This is a genomic window from Limnospira sp. PMC 289.06 (assembly GCF_032350395.1).
Lineage (GTDB): Bacteria > Cyanobacteriota > Cyanobacteriia > Cyanobacteriales > Microcoleaceae > Limnospira > Limnospira platensis.
In genome coordinates, this window is the sequence record NZ_JARPLC010000047.1 from 1 (window position 1) to 16766 (window position 16766).

Consider the following 16766-nt stretch of genomic DNA (forward strand, 5'->3'; position numbering starts at 1 on the left):
CAAAACATCGGTTTTGTTAGATGCAGTTCCCGTTGAATCAGGAAGCCCCATCCTCTAGGGCGGCAGGGTGGGGTAGTTCACTTCGGAAAATTCGCGCTTGAGGGGTTGACAGGGGTGAGGATTAGCGGTAATATATTGACAATACGCTGAATAATGGGATATTTGCAAAAATAAAAAAAGTGCAACCATCCCATTATATTAAAATAGTACCGCAACTGCACCGAAAAAGCCACCCCTCCCCCCAAAAAAGCGAAAATTTTAACATTTCTTAAAATTTCGTTACAAAAGTTAACAATGTAGCTGTCGAAGAGCGGCAATAATCTTCTGATTAGCTTGAGGAAAGGAAAACTGATCAATTTCTGCCAAAGTAACCCAGCGAATTTCTTGACATTCTATTGTTTTAGGTACTCCGTAGAGATGAGTGCAGTTATAGGCTTCAAGTGTAATCCGAAAATCGTTATAGGAGTGTTCAACAGTGATCAGATGGTCTTGGACAGCGATCGCAATGCCAATTTCCTCAGAAATTTCGCGTCGGATACAATCTTGAACAGTTTCACCGGGTTCAATTTTACCACCAGGAAACTCCCAAAGTCCGCCCATAACACCTTGAGGAAGACGTTTATCAATCAAAATATGTCCGTCATCGTTCCAGATCACAGCAACACCAATAGATTTATGGGGAACAGCAGATAAGGTTTCAGACATGAGAGATTGAGTGATAGTGAAAACAACTGGGGAAATAGTTAATTTCCCCAGAGTAGAATCAAAAAAAGTAGATTATTAACTAGCTAGGTAATCATTAACATCCTGTTTGCGCTTACGAAGTTTGGTCAAAGCCTCCCGTTCAATTTGTCGGACTCTTTCACGACTGATATTAAGGCGATCGCCAATTTTAGCGAGAGTTAAAGTCTGTCCATCATCCAAACCAAAGCGCAGAGCTAAAACCTGTCGTTGCTGGTCAGTAAGATCAGTCATCAAAGATTCTAAATCTGATCGCAAAGAAGAATTAAGAGCAAACTGCTCAGGGGAATTGGTAGTATCTTCCAACAGGTCAACCAATTCCGTATCCTGATTATCACCAACCCGCAGATCGAGAGATAAAGGAAGACGTGATTTTTCGAGATACTCACGAATCTGCTTAGGAGTGAGATCCAACTCAGCAGCCAATTCATTCATAGTAGCTGCTCGGCCTAACTGTTGTGCAAGTTGACGTTGTGCCTTTTTGATTTTATTAAGTTTTTCTGTGATATGAATCGGCAAGCGAATAGTACGGCCTTTTTCAGCGATCGCGCGGGTAATGGCTTGTCGAATCCACCAATAGGCATAGGTAGAAAACCGATAACCCTTAGTAGGATCGAACTTTTCAACTCCTCGTTGCATCCCGATAGTACCTTCCTGAATGAGATCGAGCAGATCCACATTGCGCTTGATATACTTTTTGGCCACAGAGACCACCAGACGCAGATTAGCCTCTACCATCTTACGCTTGGCTAATTGACCCTGATGCAAGATATGTTGCAATTGTGCCACAGACAAGTTAACTAATTCAGCCCATTGAGCCTCAGTAGGTTCATAGGCTAATTGTTTAGCCAACTCATTGCGTTTTTCCTGCAATAAAGTTGCCTGTTGTACCTGTTTACCATAGACAATTTCTTGCTCATGGGTCAGCAGAGGAACACGACCAATTTCTCGCAGGTAGGCCCGCACCGAGTCGGTGTCCGAGGTTTTAGCAGTTTTCATGGCATCTCCCCGATAGCTCTGACAAATTAAGCCCATAACTTGAACTGGAAATAAAAGCGACGGGCAATCACGCTTTTCTCCGATGTAGCAGCCAGGCATCCTTAGTAGCCCAGCGCCTATCAACGCCAAGGCGTTTACATTACTCAACGTTATGTTACGAATGTTAACATTTATGAGACCAAATGACCATCCTTTTTTCGATTGAATTTTTATAATTTGCCAAATCAATTGGTTTGAGGGTAGCCCGTAATCAATTCTGCAATTGCATCATGGAAAACAAAATGGGATCGTGAGCGGATAATTTTAGCCCCCTCGCCATATCCGTCCCAGGGGATAGTCAGCTACAAACTGTGCATTGTTTCTAGGTTCAATAGTGAGGTATTGTCAGAAGTGACCAATAATTTGGGGTAAAGCCCCACCCTATAGGGGTGGCCAGCAATCAATCCTCAGCCAACTGGGTCTGTCTGTAAGGTGTGTCAGTTGTGGATAGTTTTCGGTTATCCGGTTATTTTTCTCAATCTGACGCACCCTACTAATCCTAATAATCTCCCCGTCTCTATGAAACGCGGGGAATGTCAATATGCCCTTATCACTTCCTCCGGTTATGACCTACTGTCTCGGTATAATTACTTCTTACGGCTTTGTAATGGCTGCCGACTCCCGCACCAACGCAGGAGTTGATTACATTTCTACCTATCGCAAACTATTTGATTTTTCTAATCCTGGGGAAAGGGTGATTTTACTCTCTACCGCCGGAAACCTATCTATCACCCAGGGAATTATCAGCACACTAGAGAAAGACCTCAAAATTAACGACAATCAAAATCTCCATAACCTCGAATCGATGTATGATGTCGCTCGTTATGTAGGTGGTCAACTGCGGCGAATGCAAGAATTTGATGAAGCCTCCCTCAAAAAGCATAACATTGATGCTAGTTGCACCTTGCTCTTAGCTGGTCAGATTAAAGGTCAAGACCCCGCCCTATTCCTGATCTATAATCAAGGCAACTTCATCCATGCCACCAAGGACACCCCCTTCCTGCAAATTGGGGAGACCAAATATGGTAAACCCATTTTAGATCGTACCCTCAGTTTTAATACCCAATTAGAGGCGGCCGCTAAATGTGCCCTTTTGTCTATTGACTCTACCATGAAGTCTAATATCTCTGTGGGTCCCCCTATCAATCTGGCTATGTATGAAAGAGATACTTTTGTAATTGATAACTGGCTGCGTCTGCGTCTGGGAGACCCCTACCTAGCCAAAATTAGGAAAATGTGGGAAGACTCCCTTAAACAAGCCTTTGAACACATTCCCAGCATCAACTGGCAACACCGGGAAGACCAATCCTCTGAGGATATTCTGATTGACTGAGTTGGGGCAAATATCCCTCAGACAAGGTAAACCTCACCCCAGGCTTACCTTGTCTATATCACTCAATCTATCTATCTAATCCATCATCAAAATTAACCGATGACTAGATATATTATTAATCGCTTATTAACTGCTATTCCTACTTTGATAGCCATTAGTGTTGTATTATTTCTAGTCTTGGCATTAGCCCCCGGCGACCCTATGGGAGAGTTCGCCTCTAACCCTTCTATTACCGCCGAAGTTCGCGAAAATATTAGGCGATCGCTAGGTTTAGATCAGCCGATATGGATTCGCTATTTTAAGTGGGCTTGGTCATTTTTACAAGGGGATATGGGCTACTCTTTTACCAGCAGGGTTCCTGTCAGTGAACTAATTAGCCAACGACTACCCACCAGCCTCTGGATAGCTGGTTCTGCGTATCTTTTGGCAGTCATTATCGCTTTCCCCTTGGGCATAATTTCCGCCATCAAGCGCTATTCACTATTTGACCAACTAGCTACCACCTTCGCTTTTTTGGGATTCTCCCTGCCACCTTTTTTTACGGGGCTGTTATTTATTATTATCTTTAGTGTTAATCTCAACTGGTTTCCGTTTATCTATAATAGTAACCTACAGGTTACTAACTTATCCACATTCTGGCAACAAATTCAACAGTCAATAATGCCAATTTCGGTATTGGCATTATTCCAATCAGCCGTGTTAATGCGATTTATTCGGTCGGCTATCTTGGAGGAGTTAAACCGCGATTATGTCCGCACCGCACACGCTAAAGGATTACCTAATTTTCAGGTGATTAACTTTCATGTCTTACGCAATGCTTTAATTCCTGTTATCACTTTAATGGCTTTAAATATCCCGGAAATTTTTACGGGCGCATTGGTTACAGAGCAGGTGTTTAGAGTCCCCGGAATTGGCGCGCTTTTGGTCAATTCTATTTATCGTAGTGATACCCCAGTCGTCATGGGTATTACCTTTGTTTATGCGGTTTTGGTCGTGTTTTTTAACCTCATTGCTGATATACTCTATGGATTTTTAGACCCTCGCGTTCAATATAAATAGCTCAGGATGATTGTTAAGTTATGTAAAGAAATGTTAAGAAATGTTGCAAAAAATTTTTTTTGGCGGGGGTGGTGGCTTTTTGGCTTGACTTGTGATATCATTTTACATAATGGGAATAGTTGCAAAATTTTTATTTATGCCAATACCCAATTATTTAACCTATCTGTCAATATAGTATCATTAGTTGCCCGCACTTGTCAACCCTCAGCCCTGATCTGGATGAACAATTTTTTTTAAATTGATGAAAACATCAACTTGATCAGATAAAATAAAGGTTAATGAATTAATCGGCAAAATATTAAAGGTGATATGACTAATGATGTGTTGAAAACCCGCAGTGTATTGTCAGATATATGGGTAAGATTTCGGCGGGATAAAATGGCGGTAATTGGTAGTTGTGTGTTACTACTGATTATAGTGTCTATTATATTCGGTCCAATGATTTATACGACACCAACGGATCGGATTGATTTTGGTAATTCTGTGTTACCTCCTAGTTGGAATCATCCCTTTGGTACTAATGATTTAGGACAAGACCAATTAGCGAGGATTCTGAGGGGTGGACGCATTTCTTTAGCGGTGGGTTTGGCGGCGATGTTAGTGGCGATCGCTTTAGGAACTTTCATGGGTGCGATCGCCGGATTTTATGGAGGTATTATAGATAGTATATTAATGGGAGTAACGGATTTATTTTTAGCGTTACCGCAACTGCCGATATTATTATTAGTAATTTACTTATTTCGGGAACCGATGAGAGCGATCGCCGGTTCCGAAGCGGGAATTTTCATTTTAATTGTATTAGTAGTAGGGGGACTTAATTGGATGTCTGTAGCCCGATTAGTGCGGGCGAGTTTTTGGTCAACGAGAGAGATGGATTTTGTGATAGCAGCTAAGGCGATCGGGGCTAAACCGCACCGTTTAATTTTAGTTCATATTCTCCCGAATGTTCTGACTCCGATTATTGTCGCAGCGACCCTATCAGTAGGAACAGCAATTATCACGGAATCAACCCTAAGTTTTCTAGGGTTAGGATTTCCCCCAGATATTCCCACCTGGGGAAGGATGTTATATGATGCCCAAAACTACATAGAAACCGCGCCGCACATGGTTATATTTCCCGGTGCTGCCATTTTTTTAACAGTAATTAGTATTAACTATATTGGCGATGGATTACGAGATGCACTAGACCCCAAATCTCATGTTTAATCCTGATAATTGGCACTGAGAAATAGGCGTTTATGCTAAAATATGGGTAATCAGATAAAAGCAGCATTTTTCAGTAATTAATTTTGATTTTGGTGGAATTATGTATCAGCAAATGAGACTGTGGGATAATCAACCAGATATCAGCCATCCTAGTTCAGTGAAGGATTTAGGTAAAAAAGTGATTATTGATACTGATGGTTTGGTCATATTGTATGGCAATTTTTTGACGTTGACAGAAAGCGATCGCTTATTTTGGGAGTTGTATAAATCCCTTAATTGGAGACAAGAACAGATTAAAATATTTGGAAAAATCAGACCCATACCGAGACTGACAGCTTGGTATGCAGATGCAGGAAAATCCTATACATATTCAGGCATCAAACATCATGCACAACCCTGGAACCCGACACTTAAATCAATCAAATCCCAGGTTGAAGATATAGCGGAAGTGACTTTTAATAGTGTTCTAATTAATCTCTATCGGGATGGAAAAGATAGTATGTCGTGGCATAGCGATGACGAACCAGAACTAGGTAAAAATCCGATGATAGCGTCAGTCAGCCTAGGGGGAACTCGTCGCTTTTCTGGGAAGCATAAAATCCACAAAAACCGGAAATTTAATATTGACTTAACCAGCGGTAGTCTGCTGTTAATGAAAGGGGAGACTCAGCACTTTTGGCAACATCAAATACCCAAAACTTCCCAAGTTGTGGAACCGCGAATTAATTTAACTTTTAGAATGGTTAAATAATCACAATAAATCAGATATTTAGGAGGCGATCGCCTTAGCCACAAACCATCTCGCGCCCACCCCTAAGCTAGATTTAGGTGTGAATTTCAGCATAGAGGCTTTGGCTCATTGGGATGCAGGACTATTCCAGTCTCCATTATCCCTGTTCAGGGGACTGAAACTGCGCCATTAACCAGGCTCCAACTTGGGACTGGTCTTGGTTGCGACTCCGTTGTAGCGCTTGGTCTAGGGTCGCTATCTCTAGTCCTGGAAACATCAAAGAGACATCAATTCGTTGACTACCGCGATCGCTCATCTGATACGCCAAAACCTCCCCTGTTTCGACGTTCACAATCCAATATTCAGCAATCCCGACATCTTCATACAGCACTCGCTTAACGGTGCGATCGTCCAGCAGGGATGATTTTGCCACCTCCACCACCAAATCCGGCACCGGATACTCTTCCAGATTTACAATGTCAGTGCCCCTCGGGATGGCGGTTGCGTTGGTGCCAACGTAACAAGCTAAATCCGGCTGAAATTCGACATAGCCAGTTTTACGGAAAGAACAGTTGCCCACAATTGTGAACGGAATGCTTTTCAAAATGCCATAGAGATTAATAGCAAGGGCGATAATTGCATGATTGTTGCTGTGGTCAAAACCTACGGAGAGTTGCATTTCTAATCGCATTCGCCCATTGCTGTAATAGCCTTTGGATTTAGCGTGGGCGGGGTCATCCAAAGCACTCAGGTACTCATTCCAGGTAGCAAGAACCCAGGAATCGCTGGCGACTAACGTAGAGAGTGGATTCATGCTCATCTTTAAATGCTTAACAGATTCAAACGGGGGTGGTTTAGTTTACGAGCCGCATAGATTAGACAAGCCTTGAGATCACCAGCTTCGAGATCAGGCATTTCTTCAAGGATTTCTCCCTGACTTAAACCGGAGGCAAACAAGTCCAGGACATCGGATACTCGGATTCTCATTCCTCGGATACAGGGGCGACCGCCACATTGTCTAGGATTAACGGTAATTCTGGAAAGTAGTTCGCTCATACTTGATGGTTTCCTTGTGATTCGGTTCGATTCACGGTGTCGTTAATTTTAGTTTACTAGAAATTCCCCGAGTCCTAACCCAGCGTCTGGACTACCGGGGGTCGCCAATCAACACCAAGGGCGACCAGAAAAACGGATGACGGTGAGACTGACTTAATTTCGCCTGACGCAATATCAAGCTAGACTATTGCTTAACTAACGGTTTCGATCGCTGAATTGCTGATAATATTAGCATCAACTGTAGCCAGTGTTAACCCATAGTACATAGCGGTGGCTACAATAAATCTGTCGGCTGGGTCTTGATGGGGTAGGGAAATCTGGCGACTTAAAATAGCAATGGCATAATTCATCTCAGCTTCACGAGTTTTCAGTGTTTTCAAAGCTAAGTTAACCCATGTAATCGGGTCAGGATGTAAAGATATCCGTTTTTTTTCTGCTAAAATCAATGTTTCCCAAATGCTAATTGGACTCAGCCAAAGTTCAGTATTAGGAGCGACAATTGTAGTTTGAAGTTGGCTTGATAAGCGTTGGTTTCCCAGTAAATACCACAGCCAAATGTGGGTATCTAGCAGCAGTTTCATTGCAGCACATCCCAGGGTTGAGGATCTGGAGTAATTATATCTCCTAAAATTTCACCGCTTCCCTTCATTACCCCAAAAGCGGGGCGTTCATCTGAGGGAGTGGCGGGATAGATAATCACTAAGGGTTTGCCTTCATGGATGACCGTAATGGGGGTTTTAGTGCGTTCGACTTCTAAAAAGAGATTCTGGAGAATTTGAGGCAGTTCATGGGTCGTAATTTCTGTCATCGGTTACCTCCTGGAGGGTGAAAAAATCTTGTAAATGTCGCACCGCTGAATTTTAGCTGATTAGAAATTCCCGGAGTCCTGACCTACGGTATTTCCGAAGTCATATCTAATCCGATTAAATAACCATTACCCGTTGTTCCAGAAACCCGGTTTCGGGTCAGGATGCGTGAATAAGTGGGAGATGACCTGATGGGCGCGTTAATCAACTGTCCAATCTTGAATTGTTAAGCCTGGGACTTTCCTGAAATCTTGGAGGTTTCGGGTTAACAAAACCCGATCGCCCTATCCCGCGATCGCCGCCATTCTCAGATCCATTGTAGAGACTCGAATTTTTTGCGCTTCGTAGCTCCTGGAAAACTGCGATCGCCTGCACATCAAAGGGTAAAATGGGAGCCGAGGCAAGGCATTGGAGAATCTCTGACAATAGAGAATGCTGACTTATCCGATTCATTAAACGGGAAAACTCTCGTCGAGACCCTCCTTGCCAAAAACTAATGTGGTCCGATGAGAGCAAATAATTGACGTCGGGTTGCCCTCCTTCCTAGATTCTAGCTATTAGGCGCGAAAAGTGCGCCCATCTTTAAGGGTTTCCAGAAATGGGGTTTCGTCAGAAATAGAACCCACAACTTACAAGGTAACTCTTTTCTAGTTTAGAGTTGGGGAACCCCAACGGTCTACAGTCAACTCTATAGTTCTGGTTCTGGTGGTGACTCCCTAACGGGGGTCGCCAATTAACACCAACGGCGACCAGAAAAAGGGATGACGGTGAGACTGACTTAACTTCGCCTGACGCAACGCCTCCACCTTGGTTAACCCCTCCTGCATCACCAGACGATAAAATTCCGTTGTCACTGCCTCTGTCGCCTGGTCATCCACATTCCACAACGTCGCCATCAATGCCCGGGCCCCGGCACGTTCCCAAATATAAGCCATCCCCATAATCGCATCTCCATCGATATTGGTCTGTAACGCCGTCTGACAGGCGGTTAAGGCCACCAATTGCGTATCCTGTAACCCCAGTAACGCCGCATCCGCTAGGGGATATTCTCCATCGGCAAATAACAGGGTGTTGGGGTTCATGTGGATTTCTCGTTGCTCGTCATCGGCACAAGTCTCTCCCAAACAACAACCCAATTGCTGAAAACAGCCGTGGGTGGCTAGATGCAGATAGCGATGACGGGGGGATTGACGTTTGAACACCTCCAAGGTGGCCTGTTGGTGGCGGTAAATCTCACTCTCTGGGGCGAGGCGGAGGAGGGCATCGACTTCGGCTTCGGTTCCCGGGAGGTTAAAGGGGTCTAGGGGTTGGGGATTGGCAAAGCCTAGCACTCGGTAGTCCCCAGAGAAGCGGGGGGAAAGGGTGGCGGTGACTAGGGCGACGGTGAGCAAGGTTCCCCCCAGTTTCCAATGGTGTTTGACCGTCGCGCCAATGCCCAGGACTCCCAGGAGGAGGGGAATCGTCCACAGGGGAAAGGTGAGAAACCGGGAGGGGGAAGGATTGGCGAGGAGGGAACGACTGGAGAGACGAGTGAGGTAATGGATGGGGTACTGTTGCAGGAGGAAACGGTCGGTTTGTGAGTCCCGGAGGGTTTCAAAGGGGAATTGTCGCAGGGACCCGGTGGCGATGATGGCGAGTTGTTGGGGGTTGAGTGCCTCAATGTCTTGGGCAACCGGGCGGATCAGGTGGTCGTAGAGGGAGGCGGAAACCCGACGATAGCCAGAATTGCGGCTTTGGAGCATCTGGCGATAGTCTGTCACCCAGTTGTTAAATTCATCGGCATCGATGGGGACTTTCTGGACGCTGAGGCTTTGACGCTCCCCTGCCTAAAGGCGGGGGGATTCTTCATTCACAGACTCACCGTAATTGAGCAGGATTTCTCCAACACAACTAGAGGACAAGTCTCCTGAAGCTTGAGATTTGGTGCGCCCCACCATACTTAATCCTTTTTGCAAGATGTTGATGGCTGCGTTTCTATCACGACAATCTATATATCCACAGTTAGGACATACATGAGTACGAGTAGATAACGACTTCTCGACTTTTTGCCCACAATTAGAGCAATTTTGAGAAGTATTATGAGGTGGAACAGCAATCACTAACTTGCCGTACTTCTCCCCAAAATACTCTAACCATCGTCTAAAAGTAGCCCATCCTGCATCAGTTATCGACTTAGCTAAACGATGATTTTTAACCATACCTCGAATATTTAAGTCTTCACAAACTACCAAATCGTTAGATTGGATTAAACGGAGTGCCACGCTCTTGACAAACTCTTCTCGCTGTCTGCTTACTCTTAAATGCTTTTTGGCATATCCTTGTCTAGCTTTGTGATAATTCCGGGATTGTTTTTGACCTTTGCGGTATTTTTTAGACTTTCTTTTATTGAGACGATTTAATTGTTTTTCTGATTGACGATAAAGCTGGGGACAATCAACTTGATTTCCTTGTGCATCAACTAAAAAGAATTTTAAACCGACATCAATACCTGTTGCTTGTTTAGAGGGATTTAAAGGTTTTATGGTATCTCTAGGGTCTAATTTAATGCAGAATTGAACATAATATCCATCGGCACGGTTAATAATCCTGACCCGCTTAATTTGCTCAGGTTGGTAGTAATTAATGTCCCTAGAACCTATCAACTTAAGTTGACCTATACCCTTTTTATCTGTAAAGGTAATATGACGTTTATCGTCTGATAGTTTCCATCCAGAGACTTTATACTCAACTGAACGAGAGTGTTTTTTGAATTGAGGATAACCCTTTTTACCTTTGACGTTATTTTGACAATTTTCGTAAAAACGAGTAATTGCTCTTAAGGTTCTCTCAACAGCAGCTTGGCAAGCATGGGAGTTTAAATCGTTAACAAAATTAAACTCTTTTCTTAATCTCGTGTTGTATCTAAATAACTCAACCTTGCCTACACCCCGATTGTCCATCCAATAACGCAAAACTTTATTTCGAACAAATTGAGTGGTCCGAATAGCTTCGTTGATGGCTTCAATTTGACGTGGCTTGGGCTTGACTTTGTATTCGAGTACGAACATTTTGACAGCGCTTGCTCTTGCATCAAATACTAACACCAAATTGACAGAATGATAAAGTTAAACCCAAAAAGCCGTCCTCCGCTACGCTAAAGGACGGGGCTTGTACCCAATTTTTCGGTCATCGAGGGCGGCTTGGGCTTCGGGGTTGGCGACTCTCACACCGATGAGACGGTTATAATCGGCGAGTTCGTAGGTGGTGAAGCGGTTCGCCCATTCAAAGGCGCGTTGGGGCTGGTTTTGGTCGATGAGGATGTCAACCAGGGCGACGGCGGGGCCGCGATTGGTTTGGAGGAAAGTCTCCCGGAATTCTTTTTGCAGTTCACTACGCAGGGAGAGGAGGATGTTGAGGGAGTCTTCCCAGTGGGTGATGGCTTTGTCCGGTTGATTGGTGTCTCGGTAGACAGACGCTATGTTGCTGAGAGTGGTGGCTTCTCCTGATCGATCGCCCACTTCTCGGAAAATTGGCAAAGCCTGATTGAAATAGTCCAAAGATTTAGTCCGGTTGCCCAAGGCATTGTACACCAAGCCAATGTTAGTGAGGATGGTGGCTTCCCCTGATCTGTTATTCGTCTCTCGAAAAGGAATCAGTGCTTGTTCATAGAACTCTAAAGCCTTTTGTCTTTGTCCGATCCGGTTATAATTTCGACCAATCCCTAAAAGGGCTACAGCTTCCAACTGCCGATGTTGCCATTGTCGAGCCGCTTCTAAAACACGCTCAAACGTCTCAATCGCCTGCACAGGTTGCCCCTGTCGTGTCTGTTTAAGGGCTTCCTGTAACAGTTCCTCAACCTCCCTTTGCGACAGTCTCCCCTGCACCAAAACCGTCTGTGCCTCCACCCAAGGCGACAGAGACCCCATGCCCAACAGCAGCGAAACCGTCAACAGCGAACTTACCCAGCGTCCAGTCATGGCTCAACTCTCCCTGTGACTTCCTCTCCTCTATTATTGCCCGAAGGCGCAGAAATTGAGTCGCCCCAACCGCCACAGACAGGACATAACCCCTAAATGTAGGGGCGATTCGCGAATCGCCTCTACAGATTGATGGTTGGCCCTTCCCCAATGCATAAGTCCTGACAGAGCCATGATTTGAGTCTCATCGCCCCTGCCGTTTCTCCACGACTATAATCAAGGTAATCACACTCTTGCTGGTGCCATGAACCTATCCCTCACCCCAGAAATAGAACAACGGATTGCGGCTCAACTCAACCCAGGACATGACCAATCCACCCATGAGGTCATCTTAGCCGCCCTAGAACTCCTGGACCAACGCCAGCAATAGCTGAGTGAACTGCGTCAGGAAATGGCGATGAGTGCCACTCCAATTGAACAGGGACAAGTTATAGATGGAGAAGTGGTCTGCGATCGCATCCTCAACCGTTTACATCATTTTTCCTCGACCCGATAGCATCGATATTGCTCGGACTATCAATGGGTATTCGGATTCATAATCACTGAAAACAAAACCAGAAAAAATCATGAAAAACACAACCCAATTTCAAGAAATTGCTGCCGAAGTGCAACTGTTTAATGATATCGAACAAAAGGAAAAATTTGTTTTTGTCGTCGGTGCTTTAGTTTCTCGATTAATTAGCCTTCAGAAAGGAGCAGAAATTATGGAGATAGAACCCGAAATGCTTTTAAAGATTTTGGAAATGATGAGTATCAATTTCTCTTATCTTACCCCTGAAGATATTAAAATGGAAAAAACTTGGTAAAAACGATGAAAATTGTTTTCAATTGTTCTCCGTTAATTTTCCTGGCTAGATTAGACTTCCTAGAAAATTTTATCAATGACGCCCATCAGTTTTATATCCCCCTAGGGGTGCAATTAGAAATCAATGCCAAACCAGATTCAGCATCAAAATACGTTAATCGACTGATTTTAAATCAGCAATTATTAGTCCAAGAACTTAAATTACTATCTTTGGCGAATCGTTTAAATGATAGGCTAGGCCGAGGGGAATCAGAGGCCATTTCTTTGGCAATAGAGTTACAAGCAGATTATATAATTCTTGATGATTTTGCGGCTAGAAAGGATGCTAAAAGATTGGGCTTAAATGTTAAAGGAACTTTGGCAGTGGTTCGCAAATTACACTTAGAAGGTCAGATTAATATTTCAGATTTTGATGTTTTGTATCAAAAAATCACAGAAATCAATTTTCGAGTCAAGCGAGAAATTTTTGATGAGATTTTTGATAATTAGATTAGGAATTAAACGTCCAGTCATGGCTCAACTCTCCCTGTAACTGCCTCTCCTTTATTATTGCCCGAAGGCGCAGAAATTGAGTCGCCCCAACCGCCACAGACAGGACATGAACCCTAAATATAGGGGCGATTCGCGAATCGCCTCTACAGATTGATGGTTGGCCCTTCCCAAATGCGTAAGTCCTGACAGAGCCATGATTTGAGTCTCATCGCCCCTGCTGTTTCTCCACGACTATAATCACGGGAATCACACTCTTGCTGGTGTCATGAACCTATCACTCACCCCAGAAATAGAACAACGGATTGCGGATCAACTCAACCCAGGACATGACCAATCCACCCATGAGGTCATCTTAGCCGCCCTAGAACTCCTGGACCAACGCCAGCAATAGCTGAGTGAACTGCGTCAGGAAATGGCGATGAGTGCCACTCCAATTGAACAGGGACAAGTTATAGAGGGAGAAGTGGTCTGCGATCGCATCTTCAACCGTTTACAGCAACCGAACCCGGGTCAATAATGGGAACCAATTCTGTCTGTGAAGCGGCCCCTGTTGGCGGCTTCCTTGGGTTCGCTGAGAATGATAGCGGTTGCTATCATAGACACAACTTGCCTCTGTTTCCCTAGGCGTTTTTCACCCCCTAGGTTTCACCATTCGGCAATGTTATTACTGAATTAACGATAAAAAAATATGACCCTCAAAGAACAAATTATCAAAGAACTAGACTCCTTACCTGAGTCAACCCTGGAGGTTATTTTAGAAAATATTCGCCCAATAAAATCCCAAGAAAAAGTTGAGGAAGACCCCTTCTTCCAAGCCTATTTAGATACATTGCCGCAATGGGAGGAGGTTTATCGTCGCCTTGCAGATGCCTAAATTCGTACCCCTGACTAGCGTCCTGAAAATCCATCAGGCTCAGATCGATCAGTTTAGTGGGTTCCATGGCATCCGCGATCAAGAACTGCTTGAATCTGCCCTAGCCCAACCTCAAGCAACCTTTGGTGGGCAATATCTACATCCAAACATTCCCGCCCAAGCCGCTGCCTACTTATTCCATATCTGTATGAATCACCCTTTTCTAGATGGCAATAAACGAACCGATCTGGCTACGGCGATCGCCTTTCTGGAGGTTAATCATTATCAGCTACAACTCTCTCAAGATAAGGCTTATGATTTAATGATTCAAGTTGCTGAACACAAAATCAACAAAGATACGCTTATTGCTTATCTAACGGAACATATTCAAGAAAAGTTTTAAAATGCGTTAAAACCCTTTATAAATATTGGGTTGGGGAGGGCTTTATAGCGGTTCGGTGGATTGGTGAGGTACTTTTTAAAGCCCCTCTCCCGTATGGGAGAGGGGTTTGGGGTGAGGGCTTTACCTCATGAGTCTGAGAATCGCTATAATTAAATACAGTGACATTGATTGATTGGTCAAATTCGCCTCTACAGATTGATGGTTGGTCCTTCCCAAATGCGTAAGTCCTGACAGAGCCATGATTTGAGTCTCATCGCCCCTGCCGTTTCTCTACTACTATAATCAAGGTAATCACGCTCTTGCTGATGCCATGAACCTATCCCTCACCCCAGAAATAGAACAACGGATTGCGGAGCAACTCAACCTTGGGTTCGCTGAGAATGATAGCGTTTGCTATCATAGACACAACTTGCCTCTGTTTCTCTAGGCGTTTTTCACTGCCCTAGGTTTCACCCGAAAGGAGTCCTCTGGTCATGCCCCACCCCTTAAAAGTGGTCTATCACAACGGGACCTTTATCCTGAAAACAGATTGCCATTTGCCCGAAGGCGCGGAAGTGGAATTATGGGTCAATTCCTCCCGACTCATTCCGCCTAAAATCTCAAATCCGGGCGAGAAAGCCATTGCTGTTCTCCTCTGGCAAGTTGCTTGTGAGTATCTGGCAGCGAGTCGCAAACTAGAGCCGTTGGGATAGGAGCGAGGACCGGACTGGATAGCCGATTATATCAACTCCACTTGATTAAGGAATTTAGCAAAATGACCACCGAACAACTATTAGAAAAGTGGAAAACTTTAGACCCTGAGCAACAGCAACAAGTTCTTGCTTTTATTGAGGTCATTCATCCAACCCCAAAACCGACTCAATCTAGTTCCCGCTTAGGACAACAACTCAGAAAAATCCGCCAAGAAATTATAGAGTCGGGACCCCCATTATTAACTCCGGAAGAAATCGAACAGGAGAAAGCCGAACGTCGTGGAGGATATCTAAACCCATCATGATCCGAACTTTTATCGATGCAGGAGTGCTAATTTATGCGGCTCGGGGTCAAAATGAAATCGCTGAACTTGCTTTACAAGTTTTAGAAGATGATCGGCGAGAATTTGCCTCTAATATTTTTGTAAAATTAGAGGTTTTGCCTAAAGCCATTTATAACCAGCAAAGTAGCGAAATCAAGTTTTATGAAACCTTTTTTCAGGCGGTCACTTATTGAGCCAATGATATCAACAGGATAATTGAAAATGCTTATCAAGAATCTAGCCAGTTTGGACTCGGAGCAATGAATGCTTTACATATTGCTGCGGCAGTCTCCGTTGGAGCCACAGAATTTATAACAAATGAAAAACCTCTCAAATCTATCCATCGAACTCAAAGTATTAAAGTGATTTCTATTCATCCGTCCTCGGGATAATTCATCAAGAGCGATGTTGGTCAGGTCAGGGGATACGAATATCTTTATTGATGTGAACGAACCAAGAAACCCCATCACATTAAATAGAGAAATGGGGGTTCTCTATGACTTAATCCTCCCGGTGACGACGCACCAGATTCACCACCATTTCCATTTCATCCTCTGACAAGGGGATAATCTGATCTAACATAAAATCATAATCGCCCTGGAGTTCGAGTTTCCCCTGTAAATCATCATCCTCCCAAGCCTCTGGACCCCGAATTGTGATCTGGTTTTCCTGCCCAGACTGCATGGCAGAGAAGGGAACCCGCCAAGTTTCTGGCTTGCCCATATCCTCGCCGCGAATTTTAGGCCCCCTTCCAAGAACTACCCCCTGATTTTGCTGGCGATCGCGCTCTATTTTGGCAATTTCCGTCAGGGGCAATCCTTGGGAAACTCCCGCCAGTTGCAGTTGGCGGGTTTCTGGGTTAAATCCCAGTAATTCATGGTTGCCACTCCCCCCCGCTTTTAACTCAATTTTGACACTCACTGGGAGCATGACTTGAATAATTGGCGGTGAGGGTAATGGATTGAGTTGCCCAGTAGGGGTAACTTCAGCCGTTTGGGACGGAAAGCTCATGCCACAGCCCGCTATTCCCAGGGAGGAAACCATCAAAACCAGTGACAAGATATGGCAAGTTGGATGTTTCATGACAGATTATATTTATATTGGTTCAGAAACCGATGGGGAGTGCATCCCACTTTTGTAGCCCTCACCCTAAATCCCTCTCCCCCTGAGCTAAGTCGAAGGGTTGGGAGAGGGACTTTGAATCCGGTTCTCCTTCTTCCTCTTGCTCCCTCTCCCTCTGGGAGAGGGCTGGGGTGAGGGCGGATGAGGACCG

24 protein-coding genes are annotated in these 16766 nt (G+C 44.5%); 13 read left to right on the top strand and 11 right to left on the bottom strand.

Annotated features, from left to right (window positions below; genetic code table 11):
• Positions 1–288 precede the first annotated feature (288 nt).
• Positions 289–705, bottom strand: a complete 417-nt coding sequence (gene mutT / locus P5674_RS11835; RefSeq protein WP_006617775.1) for an 8-oxo-dGTP diphosphatase MutT — start codon at positions 703–705, stop codon at positions 289–291.
• Between the two features lie 75 nt (positions 706–780).
• Positions 781–1740 carry an RNA polymerase sigma factor, RpoD/SigA family gene (locus P5674_RS11840; protein ID WP_043467940.1) on the bottom strand — a complete coding sequence of 320 codons (960 nt, stop codon included), beginning with the start codon at positions 1738–1740 and terminating at the stop codon, positions 781–783.
• Positions 1741–2344: 604 nt separating this feature from the next.
• On the opposite strand from P5674_RS11840, the gene P5674_RS11845 reads away from it, so the two are divergent.
• From P5674_RS11845 to P5674_RS11860, 4 genes are all read left to right on the top strand, one after another.
• A complete protein-coding gene (locus tag P5674_RS11845) occupies positions 2345–3112 on the top strand; it encodes a proteasome-type protease (protein ID WP_043468855.1) in 768 nt (255 codons plus the stop codon).
• A gap of 99 nt (positions 3113–3211) precedes the next feature.
• Complete coding sequence (locus P5674_RS11850) at positions 3212–4171, top strand: ABC transporter permease (protein ID WP_014274112.1); 960 nt, start codon at positions 3212–3214, stop codon at positions 4169–4171.
• Between the two features lie 309 nt (positions 4172–4480).
• Positions 4481–5377, top strand: coding sequence for an ABC transporter permease (locus tag P5674_RS11855; RefSeq protein ID WP_014274114.1), 897 nt, complete (start codon positions 4481–4483; stop codon positions 5375–5377).
• A 100-nt stretch (positions 5378–5477) separates the two neighbouring features.
• Positions 5478–6128, top strand: a complete 651-nt coding sequence (locus P5674_RS11860) for an alpha-ketoglutarate-dependent dioxygenase AlkB family protein (protein ID WP_315670011.1) — start codon at positions 5478–5480, stop codon at positions 6126–6128.
• Between the two features lie 136 nt (positions 6129–6264).
• Here P5674_RS11860 and P5674_RS11865 read toward each other — a convergent pair whose 3' ends face one another.
• The 8 genes from P5674_RS11865 to P5674_RS11900 form a co-directional block, all read right to left on the bottom strand.
• Entirely contained in the window at positions 6265–6921 is a 657-nt protein-coding gene (locus P5674_RS11865) for a Uma2 family endonuclease (protein ID WP_014274119.1), read from the bottom strand.
• An 8-nt stretch (positions 6922–6929) separates the two neighbouring features.
• A complete protein-coding gene (locus P5674_RS11870; RefSeq protein WP_006617783.1) occupies positions 6930–7163 on the bottom strand; it encodes a DUF433 domain-containing protein in 234 nt (77 codons plus the stop codon).
• 191 nt (positions 7164–7354) lie between these two features.
• Complete coding sequence (locus tag P5674_RS11875; protein WP_014274120.1) at positions 7355–7744, bottom strand: type II toxin-antitoxin system VapC family toxin; 390 nt, start codon at positions 7742–7744, stop codon at positions 7355–7357.
• Positions 7741–7971, bottom strand: coding sequence for a type II toxin-antitoxin system Phd/YefM family antitoxin (locus tag P5674_RS11880; RefSeq protein WP_006617784.1), 231 nt, complete (start codon positions 7969–7971; stop codon positions 7741–7743). Before P5674_RS11880 ends, P5674_RS11875 begins: the two co-directional genes overlap by 4 nt.
• Positions 7972–8173: 202 nt before the next feature.
• Entirely contained in the window at positions 8174–8422 is a 249-nt protein-coding gene (locus P5674_RS11885) for a hypothetical protein (protein ID WP_014274121.1), read from the bottom strand.
• A 263-nt stretch (positions 8423–8685) separates the two neighbouring features.
• On the bottom strand, positions 8686–9729 hold the full coding sequence (locus P5674_RS11890) for a CHAT domain-containing protein (RefSeq protein WP_014274122.1): 1044 nt from the start codon (positions 9727–9729) through the stop codon (positions 8686–8688).
• Positions 9730–9795: 66 nt separating this feature from the next.
• Positions 9796–11016 carry an RNA-guided endonuclease InsQ/TnpB family protein gene (locus P5674_RS11895; RefSeq protein ID WP_014274123.1) on the bottom strand — a complete coding sequence of 407 codons (1221 nt, stop codon included), beginning with the start codon at positions 11014–11016 and terminating at the stop codon, positions 9796–9798.
• Between the two features lie 81 nt (positions 11017–11097).
• Positions 11098–11925 carry a tetratricopeptide repeat protein gene (locus tag P5674_RS11900; protein ID WP_014274124.1) on the bottom strand — a complete coding sequence of 276 codons (828 nt, stop codon included), beginning with the start codon at positions 11923–11925 and terminating at the stop codon, positions 11098–11100.
• Between the two features lie 244 nt (positions 11926–12169).
• Between P5674_RS11900 and P5674_RS11905 the strand changes: the two genes are divergently transcribed.
• The 9 genes from P5674_RS11905 (at position 12170) to P5674_RS11945 (ending at position 15687) form a co-directional block, all read left to right on the top strand.
• On the top strand, positions 12170–12295 hold the full coding sequence (locus P5674_RS11905) for a hypothetical protein (protein ID WP_286133244.1): 126 nt from the start codon (positions 12170–12172) through the stop codon (positions 12293–12295).
• 196 nt (positions 12296–12491) lie between these two features.
• Entirely contained in the window at positions 12492–12731 is a 240-nt protein-coding gene (locus P5674_RS11910) for a hypothetical protein (protein WP_014274125.1), read from the top strand.
• A 5-nt stretch (positions 12732–12736) separates the two neighbouring features.
• Positions 12737–13219 carry a hypothetical protein gene (locus P5674_RS11915; RefSeq protein WP_014274126.1) on the top strand — a complete coding sequence of 161 codons (483 nt, stop codon included), beginning with the start codon at positions 12737–12739 and terminating at the stop codon, positions 13217–13219.
• Between the two features lie 268 nt (positions 13220–13487).
• Positions 13488–13613: a hypothetical protein gene (locus P5674_RS11920; RefSeq protein WP_286133245.1), complete on the top strand. Its 126-nt coding sequence runs from the start codon at positions 13488–13490 to the stop codon at positions 13611–13613.
• 297 nt (positions 13614–13910) lie between these two features.
• Positions 13911–14096, top strand: coding sequence for a hypothetical protein (locus P5674_RS11925; RefSeq protein WP_014274127.1), 186 nt, complete (start codon positions 13911–13913; stop codon positions 14094–14096).
• Positions 14089–14478, top strand: coding sequence for a type II toxin-antitoxin system death-on-curing family toxin (locus tag P5674_RS11930; RefSeq protein WP_006615862.1), 390 nt, complete (start codon positions 14089–14091; stop codon positions 14476–14478). The genes P5674_RS11925 and P5674_RS11930 overlap by 8 nt, the downstream gene beginning before the upstream one ends.
• Positions 14479–14951: 473 nt before the next feature.
• A complete protein-coding gene (locus tag P5674_RS11935; RefSeq protein WP_043467945.1) occupies positions 14952–15170 on the top strand; it encodes a hypothetical protein in 219 nt (72 codons plus the stop codon).
• 62 nt (positions 15171–15232) lie between these two features.
• Positions 15233–15475 (top strand): hypothetical protein, encoded by a 243-nt coding sequence (locus P5674_RS11940; protein WP_035735238.1) that lies wholly within the window; start codon positions 15233–15235, stop codon positions 15473–15475.
• Entirely contained in the window at positions 15472–15687 is a 216-nt protein-coding gene (locus tag P5674_RS11945) for a hypothetical protein (RefSeq protein ID WP_014274131.1), read from the top strand. Before P5674_RS11940 ends, P5674_RS11945 begins: the two co-directional genes overlap by 4 nt.
• Positions 15688–15994: 307 nt before the next feature.
• Here the strand turns inward: P5674_RS11945 and P5674_RS11950 are convergent, their stop codons facing one another.
• Positions 15995–16576, bottom strand: coding sequence for a hypothetical protein (locus P5674_RS11950; RefSeq protein ID WP_043467948.1), 582 nt, complete (start codon positions 16574–16576; stop codon positions 15995–15997).
• Positions 16577–16766 lie beyond the last annotated feature (190 nt).